The sequence below is a fragment of the Xanthomonas maliensis genome (genome assembly GCF_009192945.1).
GTDB classification, from domain to species: domain Bacteria; phylum Pseudomonadota; class Gammaproteobacteria; order Xanthomonadales; family Xanthomonadaceae; genus Xanthomonas; species Xanthomonas maliensis.
Window position 1 is genome coordinate 18,050 of sequence record NZ_NSET01000003.1, and the last position, 21,333, is coordinate 39,382.

The window sequence follows — 21,333 nt, forward strand, 5'->3', positions numbered from 1 at the left end:
AGGCCTGCTACTCTTGGTTGTTTCAGGTTGTTCCGATCGTCAGCGCCCACATCTTCATGGGGTGACCGGGACTCCGCCCGCCCAATGCCAGCCCATGAACGCACCCGCCAAATTCACCACTTCCCAGATCCGTCGTGACTTCCTAGCCTTCTTCGAAGGCAAGGGACACACCATCGTGCCATCCGCGCCGCTGGTGCCCGGCAACGACCCGACCCTGCTGTTCACCAACTCCGGCATGGTCCAGTTCAAGGACGTGTTTCTGGGAGCGGAAAAGCGCAGCTACGTGCGCGCAGCAGATGTGCAGCGCTGCCTGCGCGCGGGCGGCAAGCACAACGATCTGGATTCGGTGGGCTATACCGCGCGCCACCACACCTTCTTCGAGATGCTCGGCAACTGGTCGTTCGGCGATTACTTCAAGAAGGACGCCATCGCCTGGGCTTGGGAATTGTTGACCCAGGTCTGGAAGCTGCCTGCCGAGCGTTTGCTGGTCACCGTCTATCACACCGATGACGAGGCCTATGCGTTGTGGCGCGACATGATCGGCGTGCCGGAGGCGCGCATCGTGCGCATCGGCGACAACAAGGGCGCGCCATATGCGTCTGACAACTTCTGGCAGATGGCCGATACCGGCCCCTGCGGACCTTGCACCGAGATCTTCTATGACCACGGCGCGCATATCGCCGGTGGTCCGCCAGGATCGCCCGACGAAGATGGCGACCGCTTCATCGAGATCTGGAATCTGGTCTTCATGCAGTTCGACCGTCAGGCCGACGGCAGCCTGATGCCATTGCCGGCTCCATGCGTCGACACCGGCATGGGGCTGGAGCGACTGGCTGCGATCCTGCAGCACGTCCACACCAATTACGAGATCGACCTGTTCCAGGCGCTGATCCGCAAGGCCTCCGAGTTGACCGGTGTTGCCGACCTGGAGAACAAGTCGCTGCGGGTGATCGCCGACCACATTCGTGCCTGCTCCTTCCTGATTGTCGATGGCGTGCTGCCGTCCAACGAGGGGCGTGGCTATGTCTTGCGTCGCATCATCCGCCGTGCGCTGCGTCATGGCTGGATGCTGGGCGTGCGCCAGCCCTTCTTCAGCAAGCTGCTGCCGACCCTGGTCGAGCAGATGGGCGAGGCGTATCCAGAGCTGAGCGTGGCTCGCGAGACGGTGGCGCGCGCGCTATTGGCCGAAGAAGAGCGTTTCGCCGAAACGCTCGATGCCGGCATGAAGATCTTCGAGGACGTGGCCGCCAAGGCCGACGCTGGCGTCATCGCCGGTGAGGACGCCTTCCGGCTCTACGACACTTACGGCTTTCCGCTCGACCTGACCCAGGACATCGCACGCGAGCGCAATCTGCGCGTTGACGAGCAGGGCTTCGACGTGGCGATGGAAGAGCAGCGTCGCCGCGCCCGTGAGGCGGGCAAGTTCGGCGGTGGCGTGGCGCTGCCGGCCGATCTGGTCGCCACCATGGCGCCGACCCAGTTCCTGGGCTACGAGGCACACGATGCCGATGCCCTGAAGGTCGTCGCCTTGCTCAAGAACGGGCGCCCGGTCGAGCGTGCCGAGGCAGGCGATGAGGTCATCGTCTTCACCGATCGCACGCCGTTCTACGCCGAATCCGGCGGACAAGTGGGCGACAGCGGGCAGCTATCGGCTGAGGGCGTGTTGATCGAGATCGGCGACACGCAGAAGTTCGCCGGTCAGTTCCATGGTCATGTCGGGCGAATCGTGCAGGGCGAGCTGAGCTTGGGTGTCGTGTTGTCGGGCGGCATCGACGTACAGCGTCGCGGCCGGACCATCCTGAATCATTCGGCGACGCACTTGCTGCATGCCGCGTTGCGCGAAGTCCTGGGAACGCATGTGCAACAGAAGGGCTCGTTGGTCGCGCCGGACCGGCTGCGCTTCGACTTCTCACACTTCCAGCCGATTTCGGCCGACGAACTGGCAGTGATCGAGCGCAAGGTCAACGCCGAAGTGCGTGCCAATCACGATGTCGAAATCCATCACATGGGCATGCAGGAAGCGCTGGATTTCGGCGCGATGGCGCTGTTCGGCGAGAAGTACGGCGAGCGCGTGCGCGTGTTGAAGATGGGTGGTTATTCCACTGAGCTCTGCGGCGGCACGCATGTGCGCCGCACAGGCGACATCGGTTTGTTCAAGATTACCGCAGAGGGCGGAGTGTCCTCTGGAGTGCGCCGGATCGAGGCAGTCACCGGACAAGGCGCCCTCGACTACGTCGCCGACGAAGAGCGTCGTTTGCATGAGGCCGCAGCGCTGTTGGGCGGAAACGCCGGCGAGGTGGTGGACAAGGTGCGTGCCCTGGGCGAGCGGCAAAAGCGGCTCGAGCGCGAGCTGGAGTCGCTCAAGGCCAAGTTGGCGTCCGGTGCGACCGCCGATCTGGGTGCCTCAGCCGTCGATGTGCAGGGAGTCAAGGTCGTGGCCGTGCGGCTGGAGGGCTTTGATGCCAAGGCCCTGCGCGATGCCATGGATCGCCTCAAGCAGCAGCTGGGCGATTCGGTGGTCGTGCTGGCCGGTGCCGCGGACGGCAAGGTTGCATTGGTCGCGGGCGTGAACGGCAGCCCAACTGGCAAGGTCAAGGCTGGGGAACTGCTGGGCCATGTTGCTGGTCAGATTGGAGGCAAGGGCGGCGGCCGTCCGGATCTCGCCCAGGGTGGTGGCGAGGACGGGCCCGCCCTTGCTACTGCGCTTGCCGGTGTCGTCTCCTGGGTCAAGCAACACTTGGGCTGAACACTTGTCCTGCCAAGCCTTGCTGGCTGGCAGGATGTACCGCTAACATTTCTCGTCTATTCCCTTACGTAGGGCGCGTCTCAGTCTAGGGGGCCGTCAATGCTGGTGGGGACTCCACCAGTTCCAGGAGATTTTGAAAATGTTGATCCTCACTCGCCGGGTAGGCGAAACCCTGATGATCGGCGACTTGGTCACCGTCACCGTGCTGGGCGTCAAGGGTAATCAGGTGCGTATCGGTATCACCGCACCGAAGGATGTCGCCGTCCATCGCGAAGAGATCTATCAGCGTATCCAGCGTGGCGATGAGCCGGTGGCTTCGGGTGCGCAGCACGGCGACAATTCTTCGAATTGATTCGCTTAAAGGGTTTACGTTAGCCCCTCTTACCCGGTATTCTTCGCGGCCTGCCACGAAACACCGCGGCAGGATGCAACAACTGGAGTGATGCCCGAGCGGCTGAAGGGGCTCCCCTGCTAAGGGAGTATAGGGTCAAAAGCTCTATCGAGGGTTCGAATCCCTCTCACTCCGCCAGATGTCAAAACGCCCGCAAATCCATGATTTGCGGGCGTTTTTTTGTCTAAGGACGATCCGGATGGACGGTGAGCCGAGGGCCAAGGTCACGCCGGCGCCTTGCACGCGTCTGTCCGATGCCAGGTCTGCGGTGCCAGGTCCAAGTTGGCTTCGCTGCCCAGCGCCCGCGCGCATCACCCTTGTCTCGCGGTGCGCAGGCAATGGCGTGTTGGAGCCGCCATGGCTGCTGGCGCCTCCTCTCTGCCTGCCAGTGCATTGCCGATGCCGGCGGCGAGAGTGCGAGTGCATGAGTGATCGGGGATCGCCAGAGCATGGGGGGTGCACCGGCGTCGAACCGTGTCCGAAGTCTAGACGTCGCTGCCAGTCAATGACCCAACGATTTCGCCAGTCATTGAGAGTGCGATCGCGCGGCGCTGGGTAGTCCCAAGATCGCGTCGATCGCCGACTAGGTCGCTTTCGCTTGACCTTCGTCATGCGCGGTGTGCTGCAGAGCCACTGAAAACTTTGCGCTAGCGCTCGCTTTTGCTCGCGGTCCCAGGCTCTGCTCGCTTGCCGCTGATGCGCAGAGAAGATGGCCAATGTCGTCGTGATCGTAGAGCCATCGTCGCTATAGCGGGCTCAAGCTAGTACTGCAACGTACGAGGTGTGGTTGTTGCACGATCGAGGCGTCGGCTTGCAGCCGTGTTCAGTTGGCGCGTGGCGTTGCTGGTCTTCGTGCAAGGCGATGTTGGCGGAATTGAGCTTGCAGGGCACCTGGTTGGTCCAGCTCCAATCGCGCGCTCGGACCCGAGATCGCTGGTGCGGGCTGGGGATGACTGCTGGCAGCGTCGACGCCTGGGCTGTGCCGCATGCCGAGGCGGTCTGGTTAACGCCGGTTGTACATGGCATCCGCTGCGTCTCACACACCGCGTACGCGTACGCGACGTCTGTGCGCGGGGTCGCTCGTGCCGTATGCGCTGCGGCGTGCTGAATGGATGTCTCCGAACGATCCCGGGCAGGTGGCGCAAGCGGGCGGCACCAGTGTGGCGGCCGTCAAGTTTGGCCACCGCTGGCCGCTAGAGGAGGCATCTTGTAATGGATTTTCACCATGCGTCGGCTACCGCTGTTCGGACGCCTGTTTTCTTCCCGGAAGCGCGGGCTGCAACATAAGGCCGACGCGGTGGATCGCGTGATGGCGGTGATCGAATTCGATCTGGATGGCCGCATCCTGGCGGTGAACCAGAATTTCCTGTCGTTGATGGGCTACCGGCTCGAGGAGGTGCTCGGTCAGCATCACCGCATGTTCGTTGCCACCAGTGACCGCGAGAGCGAAAGCTATCGCCAGTTTTGGGACGCGTTGCGGCGTGGCGACTTCAACGCCGGCCGTTTCTGTCGCGTGGCCAAGGGGGGGCGGGAAGTGTGGATCAATGCCTCTTACAACCCCTTGTTGGACCGTTCCGGTAATGCCTATCGGGTGGTCAAGTACGCAACCGACATCACCGAGCAGGTGCGTCAGACCGCGGATTTCGAAGGGCGGATCGACGCGATCGACAAGGTGATGGCGGTGATCGAGTTCACCCTGGACGGTACCGTGATGGAGGCCAACGCGAACTTCCTGCAGGCGATGGGCTACCAGCGCGATGAGATCGTCGGCCAGCACCATCGCATGTTCGTCGACGCGCAGACGCGCCAGTCCGAGGCGTACCGGCAGTTCTGGGACAAGCTCGGTCGCGGTGCCTTTGATTCCGGCCGCTACCGTCGCCTGGGCAAGGATGGGCGCGAAGTCTGGATCCAGGCCTCCTACAACCCGGTACTCGATGAGCTGGGGCGCCCCTACAAGGTGGTCAAGTACGCCACCGACGTGACCCGGCAGGTGCTTGCGTCGGCCGATGCCGACGGGCGCATCCAGGCCATCGACAAAGTGATGGGGGTGATCGAATTCGATCTCGATGGCCATGTGCTGTCGGCCAACGACAACTTCCTCGCCATCATGGGCTATCGCGCCGATGAGGCCATCGGCAAGCATCACCGCACCTTCGTCGATACCGCCTATGCGGCCTCGGAGGACTACCGGCGTTTTTGGGCGAAGCTGGCGCGTGGGCAGTTCGACGCCGGTCGCTATCGCCGTTTGCGCAAGGACGGCAGCGCGGTGTGGATCCAGGCGTCCTACAACCCGATCCTCGATGTCTCTGGGCGTCCCTACAAGGTGGTCAAGTACGCCACCGACGTCACCGAGCAGGTGCGCTCTGCCGAGCGCATGCGCGACCTGGTCCGCCAGACCATGGGCATCGCGCAGAACGTGCAGCGTGAGGCACGGCATATTTCCGCCAGCAATCAGGAGCTGGTCAGCCGGGCGTCCAATCAGTCCAGGGCGGTGCAGGCGACCTCGGCAACCATCGATCAGTTGGCAGAGACGGTGCGTGCCAATTCGGACAGCGCAGGTTCGGCGCAGCGGATGGCACAAACGTCGGCATCGGTCGCGCAAAAGGGCGCCGATGTGATTGCCGAGGTGGTCAAGACCACCGACGGGATTCGTTCGGCCACCGACCGGATCGGTCAGATCATCGAAGTGATCGATGGCATCGCATTCCAGACCAATATCCTGGCGCTCAACGCCGCTGTCGAAGCGGCGCGTGCCGGCGAGCAGGGGCGTGGCTTCGCAGTGGTGGCCACCGAGGTGCGCAGCCTGGCGCAGCGCTGCAGCGTTTCTGCGCGCGAGATCCGCGGATTGATCCTCAACGCAACCGATCAGGTGGGCGATGGTTCGCGTCTGGCCGAGCAGGCTGGCATGGTGATGCGCGACATGGTGGCGTCGGTGTTGCAGGTGACGGCCACGGTCGAGCAGATCGCGCTTGCCAGCCAGGCGCAAGCCAGTGACCTGTCCTCGGCCAACACCGCACTGCATTCGATCGGTGTGCAGGCGCAAGAACAGGCCGGCATGGTGGATGATCTGGCGCGTTCGGCGCAGGTGCTCGAGGCCGATGCCGATGCCTTGTTCGCCCTGGTCAATGGTGGTGGCTCGTCGGCGGCACCGGTGCAGGAGGAGGTCGGTGCTGCGACGCGTGCACGAGCAGCGACGGAGCCCGTGCGGGCCTAAGGTCGGGCGGCGCCACGTCGCTTGAGGGCAGTGCGATCGTGTGAGGGCAGTGAGGGCTCTTCACGGTCGCGGCAACGGCCCGTCGTACTGCCCAACAGGACGCGCACGTGCGCTCGGAAACCGATTGCAGCCCGCCACCCGCGCCTTCCTGGCACGGGCACGCAGACTGCGGGCGCTGCGTAGCAGCGCCTGGCTTGCGTCTTACTTCGGCAGGTCGAAAACCAGCACCTCGGCCTCGTTCGCATCGGCCAGCACGATCTCGGCCTCATCGACCAGTTGCACGGCGTCGCCGGCCGACACCCGCTGTCCATTGATGCTCAAGCTGCCGCGGGCGACGTGTACGTAGCCCAGGCGTCCGCTGGCCAGCGGGTGTTGCAAGCGAATCTGGCCATCGAGGATCGAGGCATAGACGCGCGCGTCCTGATGGATCTTCAGTGCGCCACCGGCACCCTCGGGCGCGGCGATTAGCCGCAGCTGATTGTGCTTGCTCGCCGCGTCGAAGTGCTGTTCCTCGTAGCTGGGCGTCACGCCGCTGCGGTCGGGCATGATCCAGATCTGCAGGAAATGCACCGGCTCGCTGGCGGAGTGGTTGAATTCGCTATGGGTGACGCCGCTGCCGGCGCTCATCCGCTGCACATCGCCGTAGTGCAGCACCGAGCCGGTGCCCATGCTGTCCTTGTGCTCCAGCGCGCCGCCGAGCACGTAGGAGATGATCTCCATGTCGCGGTGGCCGTGGGTGCCGAAGCCTTCGCCGGGCTGCACGATGTCTTCATTGATCACCCGCAGCGGCCCGATTCCCATATGGCGCGGATCCTGGTAGCCGGCAAAGGAGAAGGTGTGCCGGGAAGACAGCCAGCCGTGCTCGGCGCGGCCGCGGGTATCGCTCTTGCGAATGGTCAGCATGGTGTTCTCCAGTGAGGTTCGAATATTTCGTGGGGTGAAATCGCGCCACAGCGCTTGATTGGTAGTCTCCTCGCCTGCAATGGAGAAAAAAAGCGAGTAGATTTGCGCATTACCATCGAATAATTCGAATCAATGAAGCTGAGTCTGGATGCCCTGCAGATTCTCGACGCGATCGATCGTCGCGGCTCCTTCGCCAATGCCGCCAAGGTGCTGCACAAGGTGCCGTCGACGGTCTCTTACACGGTGGCGCGACTGGAGCAGGATCTGGGGGTGCAACTGTTCGAGCGCGCCGGACCGAAGGCGACGCCGACCGAGGCGGGGCGGGAGCTGCTGCGGGAAGGGCGGCATCTGCTGCGCGCCGCGCAGGAGCTGGAGCTGCGGGTACGCCGGGTGGCCTCCGGCTGGGAGGCGGACTTCGCCATCGGCTTGGACGCCGTGCTGCCGCCAGCGCTGCTGCAGCCGCAGTTGCTGGCGTTCTATGCGGTGGCCGACAGCACCCGGCTGCGGGTGGTGAGCGAATCGCTGTCCGGGAGCTGGGAGGCGCTGCTGGATCGGCGCGTGGACGTGGTGGTTGCGGCGGGCGAGGGCCCGAGTGGTGGCGGCTATGTCGCCGAACCGATCGGTACCCTGAGCTTCGTCTTTGCGGTGGCGCCCGAGCACCCACTGGCGCAACGTGGAGGACCTGCTGCCGAGCTGGTGGGGCATCGTGCGGTCGCCGTGGCCGATTCGGCGCGGCGTCTGTTGCCGCGCACGGTCGGCTTGCTAAGCGGGCGCGACGTCCTGACCGTGCCGGACATGTACAGCAAGCTGGTGCTGCAATTGGCGGGCGCCGGCTTCGGCTTTCTGCCCGAGCCGTACGCGCGCGGCGCTGTGGAGGCCGGTCGCTTGCAGGTGGTGCCAGTGGACAGCCCCAAGCCCGATGAGACGTTCTATCTGGCCTGGCGTCCGGGCGAGGAGGGCGAGGCATTGGCGTGGTGGCGACAGGCATTGCGCGCACCTGGCCTGTTCGATGCATGGTTGGCGCAGCTGGCCGCAACGTATCGTTCTGTCGGCGCCCGGCATCCAGACGCGTGAGCGACGGAGGATAATGCGCGCTCGTCGTCGCGTGGAGCGGTCGCATGCAGGCCTTGGTCGAACAGTACGGACTGGCATTGGTATTCGCCAACGTGCTGGCGCTGTCGTTGGGGCTGCCGGTGCCGGCACTGCCGACGCTGGTGTTGGTCGGTGCCGGCTATGCGTTGCACGGCGGAGCTGATGCCTGGTGGGCAGCGACAATCGCGCTGCTGGTGTCGTTGTTGGCCAGTGTGTGCGGCGACCTGGTGTGGTATCTGGCTGGTCGTCGCTATGGAACGCGCACCTTGCAGTCGCTGTGTCGACTGTCGTTGTCGCGCGATTCGTGCATGAAGCAGACCGAGCGTTTCTTCTCTCGCTGGGGCGTGCGTGTGTTGGCAGTGGCCAAGTTTGTGCCGGGGCTGTCGATGGTGTCGGTGCCGATGGCTGGCGCGATGCAGGTGCGGCCGCTGGCCTTCCTGCGTTACGACGTGCTGGGCGCAGCGCTATGGGCGGCGGTCGGGCTCGGCCTGGGGGCAATGTTCGCGGAGCAGGTGCAGGACGTGCTGGAGCTGCTGTCCGATCTCGGGGCCGGTGCCCTGCTGGTCGTGATCGCAGGCCTGGCCGCCTATGTCGGTTGGCGCTGGTGGCGGCGCTACAGCCTGTTGCGCACCCTCGAGCAGGCGCGCGTGGATGTCGACGAGCTGGTTCCGCTGCTGCAGGCCGAGCCGCGGTCGCGTCCGACGCTGCTGGACATTCGTGCGCCGGGCTATCGCCAGTTGCAGCCGTATGTGATTCCCGGTGCGGTGTTTGCCGACGAGCGCGATCTGTCGCAGATCCTGGCGACGGTGCCGCGCGATCGTCCAGTGGTGATCTATTGCGCCTGTCCGGGCGAGGTGTCGGCGGCGTGGTTGGCCTCACGCATGCGGCGTGCAGGCTATCGCGATGTGCGGCCGTTGCGCGGTGGCCTGGATGCTTGGCAACAGGCTGGACATCCGTTGCAGTCGTTGCAGCCGGTGGCGGTCGTGGTCCCGGTCGACGCGGCCAATCTGGCGCACTGAGCAGTTGCGACGTCACGACGTTGCGGCAAAAAAAAAACGACCAGCGAGCTGGTCGTTTTCGACAATGGTGCGCCCGGAGAGATTCGAACTCCCGACCGCCTGGTTCGTAGCCAGGTACTCTATCCAACTGAGCTACGGGCGCATGTCTGTTGTCGTACTGCCGATCCGTGCATGATGCAGTGGACCGATACCGCTGAAAAACTGCGCGTTCTGCAGCTTTTCGTTGTTCTGAAGATGGTGCGCCCGGAGAGATTCGAACTCCCGACCGCCTGGTTCGTAGCCAGGTACTCTATCCAACTGAGCTACGGGCGCCTCGTCAGGAGCGGAATTATGCGCACGGCCACTGCGGGCGTCAATCCTTTTGTGAAGATTGTCCCGCGGCCTGTGTCGGCGTCTTCGCATCGCATAAGGCCTCCGCTACCGCGTCCGGTCGTCGCATCCACGCGAAATGATCGCTTGGCACGCCCAATTGTTCGGCTTGCAGCGTCACGCTGCGGTAGCTGGCGCTCGGCATCTTGGCCGCCAGGGCCTGCATGGGCGGTACCGGCGCGTAGGGGTCCTGGGCAAGCAGCACTGCGTTGATCGGGGCCGTCAGTGTCGATAGCGCGGCCTCCAGATCCCATGTGCTGCCAGCGGCCCGATAGCGATTGCTGCGCCCGACCTGTGCCCAGTCGGCGACGAGGCCGCGCGCCTCGGTCCCGCCAAATCCCAGGCGACGGCCATGCAGCACGCCTTGTACGCGCGCCAACCATGGCAGCAGCCGATAGACCAGCGGTAGTGCCAGCCGCAGCGGCAGCGGAAAGTTGCGCCAATAGGGCGAGCCGCTGGCCACCAGCCAGAGGCCTGCGACGTCGCGCGGCTGCAGGGCCGCATGGCAACAGGCCAGTTGTCCACCCAGGCTGTGGCCGCCGAGCAGCAGCGGCAACTGCGGTGCGTGCGCACGCCGCAATGCGTCGCTGACCGGCAGGTCGGTGCCGAGCAGCGTCTGGTAGCCCCAATCCTGTTGCCGCGATGGCCGCAGCGTGCTGCTGCCATGACCGCGCCATTCGTGCAGGTAGACGGCGATGCCGCGGCTGGCCAGCGCCTCGGCCAGCGGCAGATAGTGGCGTGCAGCCACGCCCAGCGCCGGCAGCCACAAGAGATTGGCGTGTGCATGCGCTGGTCGGCGATACAGCAGTTCCCAACGATGGCCATCGGATGCAGCGGCCGGCAAGGCCTGGGTGGCACTCACGGTGCAGGCGCCGCGCCGACGTGATCCAGCAACACCACCTCGCTATGTGCGGGACGATGCCCCGGCTGCAGTGCGCGTGCGACGTAATCGATCGCGGCCTGGCAGGCATCGCGCAACGACAGGCCCTGGCAGAGCTGCGCGGCGATCGCGGCCGACAAGGTGCAGCCGGTGCCATGGGCATCGACCGGCAGGCGCGGATGCAGGAAGACATCCTGGGTGACGCCATCATCGAAGCGGTCGATCACGCGCGCGCCTTCCTGCAGATGGCCGCCCTTGAGCAGTACGGCGTTGGCACCCTGCGCGAGCAAGCGGGCCGTAGCATGCTCGGCGGTCTGCGCATCGATCACGGAGACGCCGGTCAGCAGCTCGGCTTCCGGAATATTCGGCGTGATCAGGGTCGCCAGCGGCAACAGACGCGTGCGCAAGGCATCCAGCGCGCTGTCTTCGAGCAGGCGCGCGCCGCTGGTGGCCACCATCACCGGATCGAGCACCACGAAGGGAGGGCGATGCCGCTCCAGCAGATCGGCCACGCAGTGGATGATCTCCGCATTGGCGAGCATGCCAAGTTTGACCGCCTGGATCTCGAAGTCGTCGAAGCACGCATCCACCTGCGCCTGCAGGAAGGCTACCGGCGGAATGTGCACGGCAGTGACCGCGCGGGTGTGCTGGGCGGTCAGCGCGGCGATTGCCGACAGGCCGTGCACGCGATGGGCGGCAAAGGTCTTGAGGTCGGCCTGGATGCCGGCGCCGCCGCCGGAGTCGGAGCCGGCGATGGTCAGGGCGGACAGCGTGCTAGGTGTGGTCATGCGCCGATTCTGCACCGGGACGTGGCCGCTGTGCGCTCAGCGCGCCTGCCTGCGGTGCCAGCGACGGCACAGCAGATAGCCGGCACCGCTCAGTCCGGTCACGCTGGCGGGCAGGTACAGGGTGTCGTACTGCCAGTACTGGAACAGCCAGGCGCCGGCGATGCTGCCGCCGAAAAAGCCGGAAACGATCAGGCCGCTGAGGAACAATCGACGGAACGGGAGCGGGTGGCCGCGCAGCCGCTGGCCCAGGCCGATGCCCAGGTCGGTGAACATGCCGCTCAAATGCGTGGTGCGCACCAGGGCGCCGCTATAGGTGGTGGTCATGGCGTTCTGCAGGCCGCAGGCGGCCGCCGCCATCAGGACGCCGCCGCTGGCGTGCTGCTTGAACAGCGCGATGGCTGCCAGCAACAGCAGCGTTTCGATCAATAGCGCGATGCCGTAGCGCGGTCCTAGCCGCAAGGCCTGCTCATGCAGGATCAGGCCGCTCAGGGTGGCGCCGGCGCAGAAGGCGATCAGCACGCCCCACAGGAACGCGATATCGGGCCAGCGCCATTGCGCCACTGCGGCGCCGAGCAGACTGGTCGTGCCGGTCAGGTGGCTGACCACCTGGTGTTCCGAGCCGAGATAGCCGACGACATTGACCATGCCGGCCACCGCCGACAGTGCCGGCGCACCGATCCAGGCCCAGCGTGGCAGCGGCATGCTCACCCTGGCTCAGGTCCGGCAGCGGTTGGCAGTGCGCGCGTGGCGCCCGCGTGCGCAGAGATCACGCCGCAGGACGGCGTTCGCTCCCATGGCGCCCCGCGTGCGCTCGCCGTCTGCAAGAGGCATGCGTAGACGCGGACGACGCGCGGGCTAGCGCGTGGCGTTGATGGCGATGTCCGAGAACGCACCGGTTTGTGGGTCGTACAGGGCGCCCCAGAATGCCGCGCCGCCATCGCAGACCTGCACCGCCTTGCGGGCCGGTTTGATCGGCGGATCGTTAGGCAGTTTGAAGGCATTGATATAGATCCTCGGCTCGCCGTGGATCAGCACGCCCACGTATTGCCGGTCGAAATCGCGTGGCTCGGCAATGGTCGGTGTGAGCGCATCCTGGCGGGACTCGAGCAGTTCGATCTGCGCCAGCGTCGGTGCCCAATAGCCGGTGACCTCGCCAGGATGAAGCGCGGGGCTGTCGCGCGAGCAGGTCTGCAACACCTGCTCGGCCACGCTCTGGCGGCTGATCACCCACGATTGCCCACTCTTGATGGCGGTCGGCACGCTGGCGGGTGGCCGGGTGGTGGCGCAGCCGGCCAATGCGAGCACGCCCAACACCACGGCTGCGCGCAGAGGCTGCATCACAGCACCTCCGAGGCGAAGTCGGCCAGGCGCGAGCGCTCGCCGCGACGCAGGGTGATGTGTGCGCTGTGCGGCCACGCCTTGAAGCGGTCGACCGCGTAGGTCAGGCCCGAGGTGGTTTCGGTCAGATAGGGCGTGTCGATCTGCTCGACGTTGCCCAGGCAGACGATCTTGGTGCCGGGGCCGGCACGGGTGATCAGCGTCTTCATCTGCTTGGGCGTGAGGTTCTGCGCCTCGTCCAGGATCAGGTAGCGCGACAGGAAGGTGCGGCCGCGCATGAAGTTCATCGAGCGGATCTTGATGCGGCTGGCCAGCAGGTCGTTGGTCGCCGCGCGGCCCCAGGCGCCGCCTTCCTGATTGTGCGTCAACACCTCCAGGTTGTCGGTGAGCGCGCCCATCCACGGCGTCATCTTCTCTTCCTCGGTGCCGGGCAGGAAGCCAATGTCTTCGCCGACGCTGACGGTGGCGCGGGTCATGATGATCTCGCGGTAGCGCTGCTGGTCCATCGTCTGTGCCAGCCCGGCGGCCAACGCGAGCAGGGTCTTGCCGGTCCCGGCAGTGCCGAGCAGGGTGACGAAATCGATCTCCGGATCCATCAGCGCGTTGAGCGCGAAGTTCTGCTCGCGGTTGCGTGCGGCGATGCCCCACACCGCGTGCTGGCCGCTGCGGAAGTCGTCGACCAGGCACAGCGTCGCCTTGCCGCCGCCGACCTTGGCCACGCGCAGTTCGACGTCGTCTTCGCCCGGCAGATACAGGTATTGGTTCGGGTACCAATCCTCGTCATCGGCCAGGACGATCTCGTAGTGCGTGCGCCCGCGCTCGTTCCAGCTGCGCAGATCCTGGTTGTGCTTCTGCCAGAAGTCTTCCGGCAGTTCGATCGCGCCAGTGAACAGCAGGCTGAAGTCGTCCAGCGCGCGGTCGTTCTGGTAGTCCTCGGCCGTCAGCCCGCTGATCGAGGCCTTGATGCGCAGGTTGATGTCCTTGGACACCAGGATGACCGGGACGTCCTGGTGTTCTTCGCGCAGCGCCAGCACCGCCGCCAGGATCTTGTTGTCCGGGAGGACGGCACCGAAGGTGCGGCCGGGATCGACCGGCTTCAGCTGGAAGTACAACCGGCCGATGCCGGCCTGGCCCTTGAGCTGGATGCCTTGCGGATGGCTGAGCAGGATGCCGGCCTGGATCTGCTCGGCGTTGGTGTTCTCCAGCAGTTCGTCCAGGAAGCGGCTGACCTGACGTGCGTTGCGACTGACTTCGGAGGTGCCCTTCTTGGCGTTGTCCAGCTCCTCGATCACCTGCATCGGCAGGAATACATCGTGCTCCTCGAACTTGAACAGCGCGGTGGGATCGTGCATCAGCACGTTGGTGTCCAGCACGTAGATGCGCTTGCCTCGGGTCATTGGGTCTTCCAGGTGATGGAGCAGGGGCGCGCCATCACGCCTGCGCCGCAGGGTGATGGAGAACGCTGGGATGCGCGGGGGATCACTGCTGGGCGTGCGCCTTCACAGCGGCCAGGACGGCGTCGGCGTGGCCGGCCACCTTGACCTTGCGCCAGGACTGCACGACCTGGCCCGCGGGCGACAGCAGGAAGGTGCTGCGCTCGATGCCGAGCACCTGCTTGCCGTACATGTTCTTTTCCTTGATCACGTCGAAGGCGTGGCACAGGGCTTCGTCGCCATCGCTGATCAGCGGGAACGCAAAGCCCTGCTTTGCGCAGAAGTTGTCGTGCGATTTCACCGAATCGCGCGAGACGCCCAGCACCTCGGCGCCGAGCGCGCGGAACTGCGGCAACAGCGCGTTGAAGTCCAGCCCTTCGGTGGTGCAGCCGGGCGTGCTGTCCTTGGGATAGAAGTACAGCACCAGCCACTTGCCAGCGAAGTCGCGCAGGCTGGCGGAGCGTCCGCCGGACAATGCCAGCGGCAGGTCGAGGGTGGTGGCGGGAAGATCCAGGGTCGCGTCGGTCATCGTTACTGGCTCCAGGGATGGTGGGGCGGCCGGCTCAGGCCGGTCCGACGTCCATTCCATCATAGGCGGCGACGTGGAAGCGCGCGGCCAGCGCATCGAGCTCCGCGTTGCGCTGCTGCAGCGACTCCAGCGTATGTCGCTCGACCTTGTCCACATGCAGGAAATAGGCGTTCTCGTCGTCGCCATCGTCCTCATCGCGTTCGCCGAGGAAGATGTCGATCACCCGATAGCCGTCGCTGCCCAGCTGTTCGGCCAGGCGCTGCAGCGGGGCTTGCGCCGGATCGGTGAAGAAGTATTCCCAGCGCAGCGGACCGTCGAGGTTCCAGTCGGACTCGGCGCGGATATGCGCGAACATTTCTTTCAATGCCGACATCGCGATGGCCATCGGGAACCCCGTTTCAGAACTTCATCGGATCCATGATCGCGTCGAGATTGAGGTGATCACAGAATTCCAGGAAATCGTCGCGCAAGGCGGCGATGTGCATGTTGGCCGGCACGCCGATGGTTACCTGCGCCGAGAACATCTCCGCCCCGGTCTGCATGGCGCGGTAGCGCGTGCTCTGCAGGTTCTCGATGGTGATGCCCTGGCGGTCGAAGAAGTCGGCCAGCTGGAACAGGATGCCCGGCTTGTCGGCGGCGATGACCTCGACGATGTACGGCAGCAGGTTGGATTGGGTCTGCTTGGGGCCGGTGCGATACCACACCAGCTTCAGTCCCTCCTCGCGCTCGAGCCGGGTCAGCATGGCTTCCAGCTTGGCGACCGAATCCCAGGAGCCGGTCGCCAGCGCGGTCACCGAGACGTCGCGTCCCACCGTGGCCAGCCGCGCATCCACGAGATTGCAGCCGCTATCGGCGATGCGGCGGGTGACAGGCAAGAGGGGAGACTCCGGATGCGTCGTGTAGGCGTTGATCAGGAGGTGGTTTTCGGTCGGCGAAGGCCGGGGTGTAGAGTCGGTCAAAGGGGCGTCCGGCATTGCATCTGGCTGAATGGCCGCCCGGGCAGGCGCCCCGGCGGTGACCAGCATACTTGCCCGTGCTTTCGCGCCGCAAGTAACATGCGAACGGCCACAACCCGCGCCTGCGCGGGCCTTTCCTGTCACGTAAGAGCAACAGAATCTTGTCCCTTTCCGGCATCATCACCGCGCTGGCGACCCCGTTCGATCCCGATGGCGCACTCGACCTGGATGCCTGGCAGCGGTTGCTGGAGCAGCAGTTGCAGGGCGGCGTCCAGGGCGTGGTGGTCGCCGGTTCCACCGGCGAAGCGGCGGCCTTGAGCGACGACGAGTACGACACGCTGCTGCGTGCGGCCGTCGCACAGGTCGGCGGGCGCGTGCCCGTGCTGGCTGGCACCGGCCTGTCGGGAACCGCCAAGACCATCGCCCAGACCCGCCGCGCCGCCGCGCTGGGAGCGCAGTACGCATTGGTGGTCACGCCGCCGTACGTGCGGCCGACCCAGGCCGGGCTGGTGGCGCACTTCCAGGCGGTGGCCGATCAAGGCGGCCTGCCGGTGGTGCTCTACAACGTGCCGGGGCGTACCGGGTGCGATCTGCTGCCGGAGACGGTGGCCGGATTGGTGGAGCATCCCAACATCGTCGGCATCAAGGAAGCCCGAAGCGAGCCGGAGCGCGTCGCGGCGCTGGTGGCGCTGCGTCGGCCCGATTTCGCCGTGCTCAGCGGCGACGACGGCAGTGCCGCCCAGGCCATGCTGTCCGGCGCCGACGGACTGATTTCGGTGGCGTCCAACGTGCTGCCCTCGGCCTATCGTCGGCTGTGCGATCTGGCCCGCGATGGTCAGCGCGATGCCGCGCTGGCCTGGGATGCGCGCCTGAGCGAGTACCACCGTTTTTGCGGCATCGAGTCCAATCCGATTCCAGTCAAGGCGCTGCTGCAGCGCGCCGGTATTGGCCATGGACTGCGGTTGCCGTTGCTGACTCTTTCCGCGGGCCATCAGCCCGCGGCCGACCGCCTTGCCGCCGACGCGATCGCGTTGGAAGCGCTTTCCAGCCGCGAAATGCTCGCGGCCTGACCCAGGAGATCTATCGATGCGTCATTCCGTTTCCTCCCGCCGCGTGCTGTCGCTCGCGTTGCTGGCGACCGCTGCTGTCGCCGCCACGAGCGGTTGCAGCTGGTTCAAGAAGGGCGCGCGCGGCGACTATGCGCTGTCGCCGGAGGCGCGTCCGCTGGAAGTGCCGCCGGATCTCAACCTGCCCGATACCTCCGGTGGGATGAAGGTGCCGACGCTGGCGTCCAGCGTCCAGTCGGGTGCCGCTGCGCCGTCGGCCAGCGCCAATAGCGGTTTCACCGTGCCGGGCGAGCGCGATGCGGTGTTCGCCAAGGTGGGCGCCGCGCTGGCCGATATTCCCGGCCTGACCATCGCCAGCAAGGCGCAGATGCTGGGCTCCTACGACGTCAGCTACGAGGGTGCCAGCTTCCTGGTGCGGGTGGTCAAGACCGACGCCGGCGTCTATGTGTCGGCGGTCGATCCGCGTGGCATGCCGGCCACCGCGGCGGCGCCAGTGGCGCTGATCAGCACGCTGAAGGGCAAGCTGGGCGGCTGAGCCGCGCTGCGGACGCGTCACTCGTCAGACGGCAAAACGGGCGCTCCAGGCGCCCGTTTTGCGTTGTGCCGCTGGCCGAAGCACCGGCTCAGCGCTGCAGCAGTGGCAGCTTGTCCGGCTTGCCATCCCAATCGGCGGCGTCGGCCATCGGCTCCTGACGCACCGTGAGGACCGGCCAGACCTTGGACAGCTCGGCGTTCAGAGCGACGAAGCCTTCCTGGCCGGCCGGCACGTCGTCCTCCGGATAGATCGCGTTGGCCGGGCATTCCGGCTCGCAAAGGGTGCAATCGATGCACTCGTCCGGATCGATGACCAGGAAGTTCGGTCCGGCGTGGAAGCAATCCACGGGACAAACCTCGACGCAGTCGGTGTATTTGCACTTGATGCAGTTTTCGGTGACAACAAAAGGCATGGCGACATCCGGCGGTTAGCCGCGCAATTCTAAAACAAGTCGCGGTGAAGCCGCGTACGTGCCTGGCAGGCGGCGCGGCAGCGGTGTCAGGCCAGCCCGCGCTGGCGCGCCAGCGCGTACAGGCCACTGGCGGTCAGCTCCTCGGCATGCAGCTGCGCCGGCACGCCCAACTGCTCCAGCGCCAGCGCGTAACGCTGGGTCAGCGCCGGGCCTCCCACCAGGTGCACGCGGCCGCCCGTCATCGCGTGGCTGCGCAGCTCGTCGCCGATCAACAGGCCCGACAGGTAGGAGGGCAGCGCCTCGGCGCGCAGTTGCTCGAACAAGCCGAGTGTGCGGGCGCCAAACAGGTGGTGGCCAAGGCCGCCGGGCGCGGCGCTGCGCGCAACGCCGCGCAGGAACGCAGCGGCGTCCAGCTGGCCGTCATCGTCGGCCATCAGCTTGCCGAGCAGGCTGTGTTGGCGCAGCACTGCATACAGTTCGCCGGTCATCACCGTGGCGAAGTCGTCCAGGCGGCCATCGTGCAGGCGTGCCCATTTGCTGTGGGTGCCGGGCAGGCAGACGGTATGCACGCCCGCACCCAGCTCGTCCAGCAAGCCGACCAGTTGGGTCTCTTCGCCGCGCATGACGTCAGGGACCTGCGCCTGTGGGTCGGTGCAGATGCCCGGCACGAACCACAGCGTGCGTCCGGGCAGCAGGTCGTCGTAGCACTGCATCGCCTGCGCTAGGCCGGCACTGTCGACCGGGCAGGGCAGGTAGGGCTGCTCGACCCAGCCGTTGCGACTGCCGATCATCCCCGCCAACAGCAACGGACCGTCCCAGCCGTCGATCAGCGTGGCCAGGACCTCGGCAAAGCGTCCCTGGCTGGCCAGGATGCCGCCGCTGCCGCGTCGCTGCTCGCGTACGCGGCCGCCAGCGTCCAACAGATAGCCGCGCAGGCTGCTGGTGCCCCAATCGATCGCAATCACGTGCTGGCGATCCGGCTCTCCGGCAGCCCGGCGACCGGCAGGTCGCAGACGTACAGCCCGCCGGCCTGCGGCGTGCCTGCCAGCTCCTCGGTGCTATGGTCCAGCCGCGAGCTGATGACATGCAGCCGTTGCAGGTCTGCGCCGCCGAAGGCGCTGCAGGTGGGATGCTTGACCGGCATGCGCACGCGACGCTCCACGCTGCCGTCCGGCCGATAGCGCACCACCTGCCAGGCACGCCATTGCGCGTTCCACAGGTGGCCTTCGCGGTCGATGATGGAGCCATCCGGCTCGGCGTCGGCATGGTCGAGGGTCGTGAAGACGCGGGTATTGGCGGTCTGCGCAGTGTCCGGATCGTAGTCGCAGCACAGGATCTGCGGGCGCACCGAGTCGCAGTAATAGAGCGTGCGGCCGTCGGCGCTGAAGCAGATCGAATTGGGGATCGACACGCCGGGCAGCGGCAGGCGGCGTAGCCCATGCCGCAGCGAGAACTGGTAGAACGCACCACGCGCGGCCTTGTCCTCGTGCTCGTCCATGGTGCCGAACACGAAGTTGCCGTGGCGATCGGCCCGCCCATCGTTGCTGCGGGTGTGCGGGTTGTCGATTTCCAGTTCGGCCAGCTGCTGCAACGGCAGCGCGTCGTCCTCGGCGTGCTCGGGGTCGGCCAGACAGACCGACTTGGCCAGCACGATCAGCACCCGGCCATCGTCCAGCAGGCCGATGCAGCCAGGACGGTCAGGCAGGCTCCAGTAGCGCGTTTGCGCGCTTTGCGGCGCGTGCCGCCACAGGCGCTTTTCGCTGATGTCGACCCAGTACAGCACCTGCTGCCGGTCGCACCAGAGCACGCCTTCGCCATGAGTGCAGCGGCTGTCTACCGTCAGCGTGGCGGTATGTTCGGCTGCGCTCACCATTCTGCGATGCTGCCATCGGCGTGGCGCCACACCGGGTTGCGCCAATCCGGCGGATTTTCATTTGCGCGCTTGAGCATGTCTTCGTCGATCTCCACGCCGAGCCCGGGCTTGGGCAGTGCGGCGATACTGCCATCGATGCAGTGAAAATCGTCTTTGTTGACCACGTAGTCGAGCAGGTCGGCACCTTCGTTGTAGTGGATGCCGATGCTCTGTTCCTGCAGCACCGCGTTGTGCGAGACGAAGTCCACGTGCAGGCAGGCCGCCAATGCGATCGGGCCGAGCGGGCAGTGCGGCGCGAAGCCGACATCGTAGGCTTCGGCCATCGCGGCGATCTTGACGCATTCGGTGATGCCACCGGCATGCGACAGGTCCGGCTGTACCATTTGGATGCCGCCGTTGCAGAGCACGTTCTTGAATTCGAAGCGCGAGAACATGCGCTCGCCGGCGGCCAGCGGGATCGAGGTGCTGGCGGCCAGGCGCGGGTAGTACTCGGCCTGTTCGGCCAGCACCGGTTCTTCGACGAACAGCGGCTTGAACGGCTCCAGTTCGCGCAGCAGCGCCTTGGCCATCGGCGCACCGACCCGGCCGTGGAAGTCGATGCCGAAATCGATGCTGGTGCCGAACGCCTCGCGGATCTCGGCGACCTTGACCACCGCCGCATCGACCGCGCGGGCGCTGTCGATCAGCTTCATCTCCTCGGTGCCGTTGAACTTGAAGGTATCGAAGCCGAGTGCGCGGTAGTCCTTGATTTGCTGGATGATCGCACCTGGGCGATCACCACCGACCCAGCGATAGGTCTTCATGCGGTCGCGCACCAGGCCGCCCAGCAATTCGTAGACCGGCACGCCCAGCGCCTTGCCCTTGATGTCCCAGAGCGCCTGGTCGATGCCGGCGATGGCGCTCATCAGGATCGCGCCGCCACGGTAAAAACCGGCGCGATACAGGGTCTGCCACAGGTCGTTGATGCGCGCCGGATCCTTGCCGACCACATAGCCAGCCAGCTCGTGCACGGCGGCCTCCACGCTGCGCGCGCGGCCTTCGATGACCGGCTCGCCCCAGCCGGTGACGCCCTCGTCGGTCTCGACCTTGAGGAACAACCAGCGCGGCGCCGCGTGGTAGGTGGTGAGGCGGGTGATCTTCATCCGTGCAGTTCCTGGTAGGCCTGCACGAAGGCGCGTGCATGCGTCTGGGTGGTGTCGAGGGATTGGCCAGGCTTGTACAACTCGCCGCCGATGCCGGCGCCGGCCGCGCCCTGCGTCAGGAAGCCGGCCAGGGTCTGCGGACTGACGCCGCCGACCACGTAGACCGGGACGTGGGACGGCAGGACCGAGCGCAGCGCGCGCACATGCGCGGCACCGTAGGTGGCAGCCGGAAACAACTTCAGGATGGCCGCGCCGGCATCGATGGCATCGAAGGCCTCGCTGGCGGTGGCGAACCCGGCCACCACCTGCAGCCTGCGCGATACCGCATGGCGGATCAGCGACGGCCGGGTGTTGGGGGTGACGATGAAGCGCGCACCGATGTCGACCAAGGTATCGACGTCCTCATTGCGCAGCACGGTGCCGGCACCGATCCAGGCGTGCTGGCCGAAGCGCTGCTGCGCCAGCGCGATGCTCTCGGCCCAACGCGGCGAGTTGAGCGGGATCTCGATCGCATCGAAGCCGGCGTCGATCAGGGCGCCGACATGGTCGAGCGTCTCTTCGGGCGTGATGCCACGCAGAATGGCGATCAGCGGCAGGGCGAACGACGGTGCGGCGATGGGGGAAGCTGAGCTCATGCGTGACTCGT

General features: G+C 66.0%; 21 protein-coding genes and 3 tRNA genes. 8 read left to right on the forward strand and 16 right to left on the reverse strand.

Annotated features, from left to right (window positions below):
- Positions 1-94: 94 nt before the first annotated feature.
- From alaS to CKY51_RS00575, 4 genes are all read left to right on the forward strand, one after another.
- A complete protein-coding gene (alaS, locus tag CKY51_RS00560) occupies positions 95-2,746 on the forward strand; it encodes an alanine--tRNA ligase (protein WP_152248730.1) in 2,652 nt (883 codons plus the stop codon).
- A 139-nt stretch (positions 2,747-2,885) separates the two neighbouring features.
- Positions 2,886-3,098 carry a carbon storage regulator CsrA gene (gene csrA / locus CKY51_RS00565; RefSeq protein ID WP_152248731.1) on the forward strand — a complete coding sequence of 71 codons (213 nt, stop codon included), beginning with the start codon at positions 2,886-2,888 and terminating at the stop codon, positions 3,096-3,098.
- Positions 3,099-3,182: 84 nt separating this feature from the next.
- A tRNA-Ser gene (locus tag CKY51_RS00570) sits at positions 3,183-3,275 on the forward strand.
- 1,114 nt (positions 3,276-4,389) lie between these two features.
- Positions 4,390-6,351: a methyl-accepting chemotaxis protein gene (locus CKY51_RS00575; RefSeq protein ID WP_211904841.1), complete on the forward strand. Its 1,962-nt coding sequence runs from the start codon at positions 4,390-4,392 to the stop codon at positions 6,349-6,351.
- 201 nt (positions 6,352-6,552) lie between these two features.
- Here CKY51_RS00575 and CKY51_RS00580 read toward each other — a convergent pair whose 3' ends face one another.
- Complete coding sequence (locus CKY51_RS00580) at positions 6,553-7,254, reverse strand: pirin family protein (RefSeq protein WP_031340069.1); 702 nt, start codon at positions 7,252-7,254, stop codon at positions 6,553-6,555.
- A gap of 132 nt (positions 7,255-7,386) precedes the next feature.
- On the opposite strand from CKY51_RS00580, the gene CKY51_RS00585 reads away from it, so the two are divergent.
- Positions 7,387-8,328, forward strand: coding sequence for a LysR substrate-binding domain-containing protein (locus CKY51_RS00585; protein WP_022972932.1), 942 nt, complete (start codon positions 7,387-7,389; stop codon positions 8,326-8,328).
- Positions 8,329-8,372: 44 nt separating this feature from the next.
- Positions 8,373-9,365, forward strand: a complete 993-nt coding sequence (locus tag CKY51_RS00590; RefSeq protein WP_022972931.1) for a DedA family protein/thiosulfate sulfurtransferase GlpE — start codon at positions 8,373-8,375, stop codon at positions 9,363-9,365.
- Positions 9,366-9,430: 65 nt separating this feature from the next.
- Here CKY51_RS00590 and CKY51_RS00595 read toward each other — a convergent pair.
- From CKY51_RS00595 to CKY51_RS00640, 10 genes are all read right to left on the reverse strand, one after another.
- A tRNA-Arg gene (locus tag CKY51_RS00595) sits at positions 9,431-9,507 on the reverse strand.
- 93 nt (positions 9,508-9,600) lie between these two features.
- Positions 9,601-9,677: transfer RNA gene (locus tag CKY51_RS00600), tRNA-Arg, on the reverse strand.
- 40 nt (positions 9,678-9,717) lie between these two features.
- Positions 9,718-10,596 carry an alpha/beta hydrolase family protein gene (locus CKY51_RS00605; RefSeq protein WP_022972930.1) on the reverse strand — a complete coding sequence of 293 codons (879 nt, stop codon included), beginning with the start codon at positions 10,594-10,596 and terminating at the stop codon, positions 9,718-9,720.
- A complete protein-coding gene (thiD, locus tag CKY51_RS00610) occupies positions 10,593-11,402 on the reverse strand; it encodes a bifunctional hydroxymethylpyrimidine kinase/phosphomethylpyrimidine kinase (protein WP_022972929.1) in 810 nt (269 codons plus the stop codon). The genes CKY51_RS00605 and thiD overlap by 4 nt, the downstream gene beginning before the upstream one ends.
- Before the next feature lie 36 nt (positions 11,403-11,438).
- A complete protein-coding gene (locus CKY51_RS00615; protein ID WP_425479890.1) occupies positions 11,439-12,104 on the reverse strand; it encodes a YoaK family protein in 666 nt (221 codons plus the stop codon).
- A 153-nt stretch (positions 12,105-12,257) separates the two neighbouring features.
- Positions 12,258-12,740 carry a hypothetical protein gene (locus tag CKY51_RS00620; protein WP_022972927.1) on the reverse strand — a complete coding sequence of 161 codons (483 nt, stop codon included), beginning with the start codon at positions 12,738-12,740 and terminating at the stop codon, positions 12,258-12,260.
- Positions 12,740-14,137 (reverse strand): PhoH family protein, encoded by a 1,398-nt coding sequence (locus CKY51_RS00625; protein WP_152248734.1) that lies wholly within the window; start codon positions 14,135-14,137, stop codon positions 12,740-12,742. The genes CKY51_RS00620 and CKY51_RS00625 overlap by 1 nt, the downstream gene beginning before the upstream one ends.
- Before the next feature lie 82 nt (positions 14,138-14,219).
- Entirely contained in the window at positions 14,220-14,702 is a 483-nt protein-coding gene (locus CKY51_RS00630) for a peroxiredoxin (RefSeq protein ID WP_152248735.1), read from the reverse strand.
- Positions 14,703-14,736: 34 nt separating this feature from the next.
- Entirely contained in the window at positions 14,737-15,087 is a 351-nt protein-coding gene (locus CKY51_RS00635; protein WP_031340068.1) for a ribonuclease E inhibitor RraB, read from the reverse strand.
- Positions 15,088-15,100: 13 nt separating this feature from the next.
- Positions 15,101-15,727: a glycine cleavage system transcriptional repressor gene (locus tag CKY51_RS00640; protein ID WP_152248737.1), complete on the reverse strand. Its 627-nt coding sequence runs from the start codon at positions 15,725-15,727 to the stop codon at positions 15,101-15,103.
- 92 nt (positions 15,728-15,819) lie between these two features.
- Between CKY51_RS00640 and dapA the strand changes: the two genes are divergently transcribed.
- Together dapA and CKY51_RS00650 are read left to right on the forward strand one after the other, a co-directional pair.
- Positions 15,820-16,728, forward strand: coding sequence for a 4-hydroxy-tetrahydrodipicolinate synthase (dapA, locus tag CKY51_RS00645; protein ID WP_022972921.1), 909 nt, complete (start codon positions 15,820-15,822; stop codon positions 16,726-16,728).
- 16 nt (positions 16,729-16,744) lie between these two features.
- Positions 16,745-17,260, forward strand: coding sequence for a hypothetical protein (locus tag CKY51_RS00650; protein WP_031340065.1), 516 nt, complete (start codon positions 16,745-16,747; stop codon positions 17,258-17,260).
- Positions 17,261-17,348: 88 nt separating this feature from the next.
- Here CKY51_RS00650 and fdxA read toward each other — a convergent pair whose 3' ends face one another.
- The 5 genes from fdxA to CKY51_RS00675 all read right to left on the reverse strand — a co-directional run bounded on the left by fdxA (position 17,349) and on the right by CKY51_RS00675 (position 21,322).
- Positions 17,349-17,672, reverse strand: a complete 324-nt coding sequence (fdxA, locus tag CKY51_RS00655; RefSeq protein ID WP_022972919.1) for a ferredoxin FdxA — start codon at positions 17,670-17,672, stop codon at positions 17,349-17,351.
- A gap of 86 nt (positions 17,673-17,758) precedes the next feature.
- A complete protein-coding gene (locus CKY51_RS00660) occupies positions 17,759-18,637 on the reverse strand; it encodes a 2-dehydro-3-deoxygalactonokinase (RefSeq protein WP_022972918.1) in 879 nt (292 codons plus the stop codon).
- Positions 18,634-19,545, reverse strand: coding sequence for an SMP-30/gluconolactonase/LRE family protein (locus tag CKY51_RS00665; protein WP_022972917.1), 912 nt, complete (start codon positions 19,543-19,545; stop codon positions 18,634-18,636). Before CKY51_RS00665 ends, CKY51_RS00660 begins: the two co-directional genes overlap by 4 nt.
- Positions 19,539-20,687 (reverse strand): galactonate dehydratase, encoded by a 1,149-nt coding sequence (gene dgoD / locus CKY51_RS00670; RefSeq protein WP_152248738.1) that lies wholly within the window; start codon positions 20,685-20,687, stop codon positions 19,539-19,541. Before dgoD ends, CKY51_RS00665 begins: the two co-directional genes overlap by 7 nt.
- Positions 20,684-21,322 carry a 2-dehydro-3-deoxy-6-phosphogalactonate aldolase gene (locus tag CKY51_RS00675; protein WP_022972914.1) on the reverse strand — a complete coding sequence of 213 codons (639 nt, stop codon included), beginning with the start codon at positions 21,320-21,322 and terminating at the stop codon, positions 20,684-20,686. The genes dgoD and CKY51_RS00675 overlap by 4 nt, the downstream gene beginning before the upstream one ends.
- Positions 21,323-21,333: the final 11 nt, after the last annotated feature.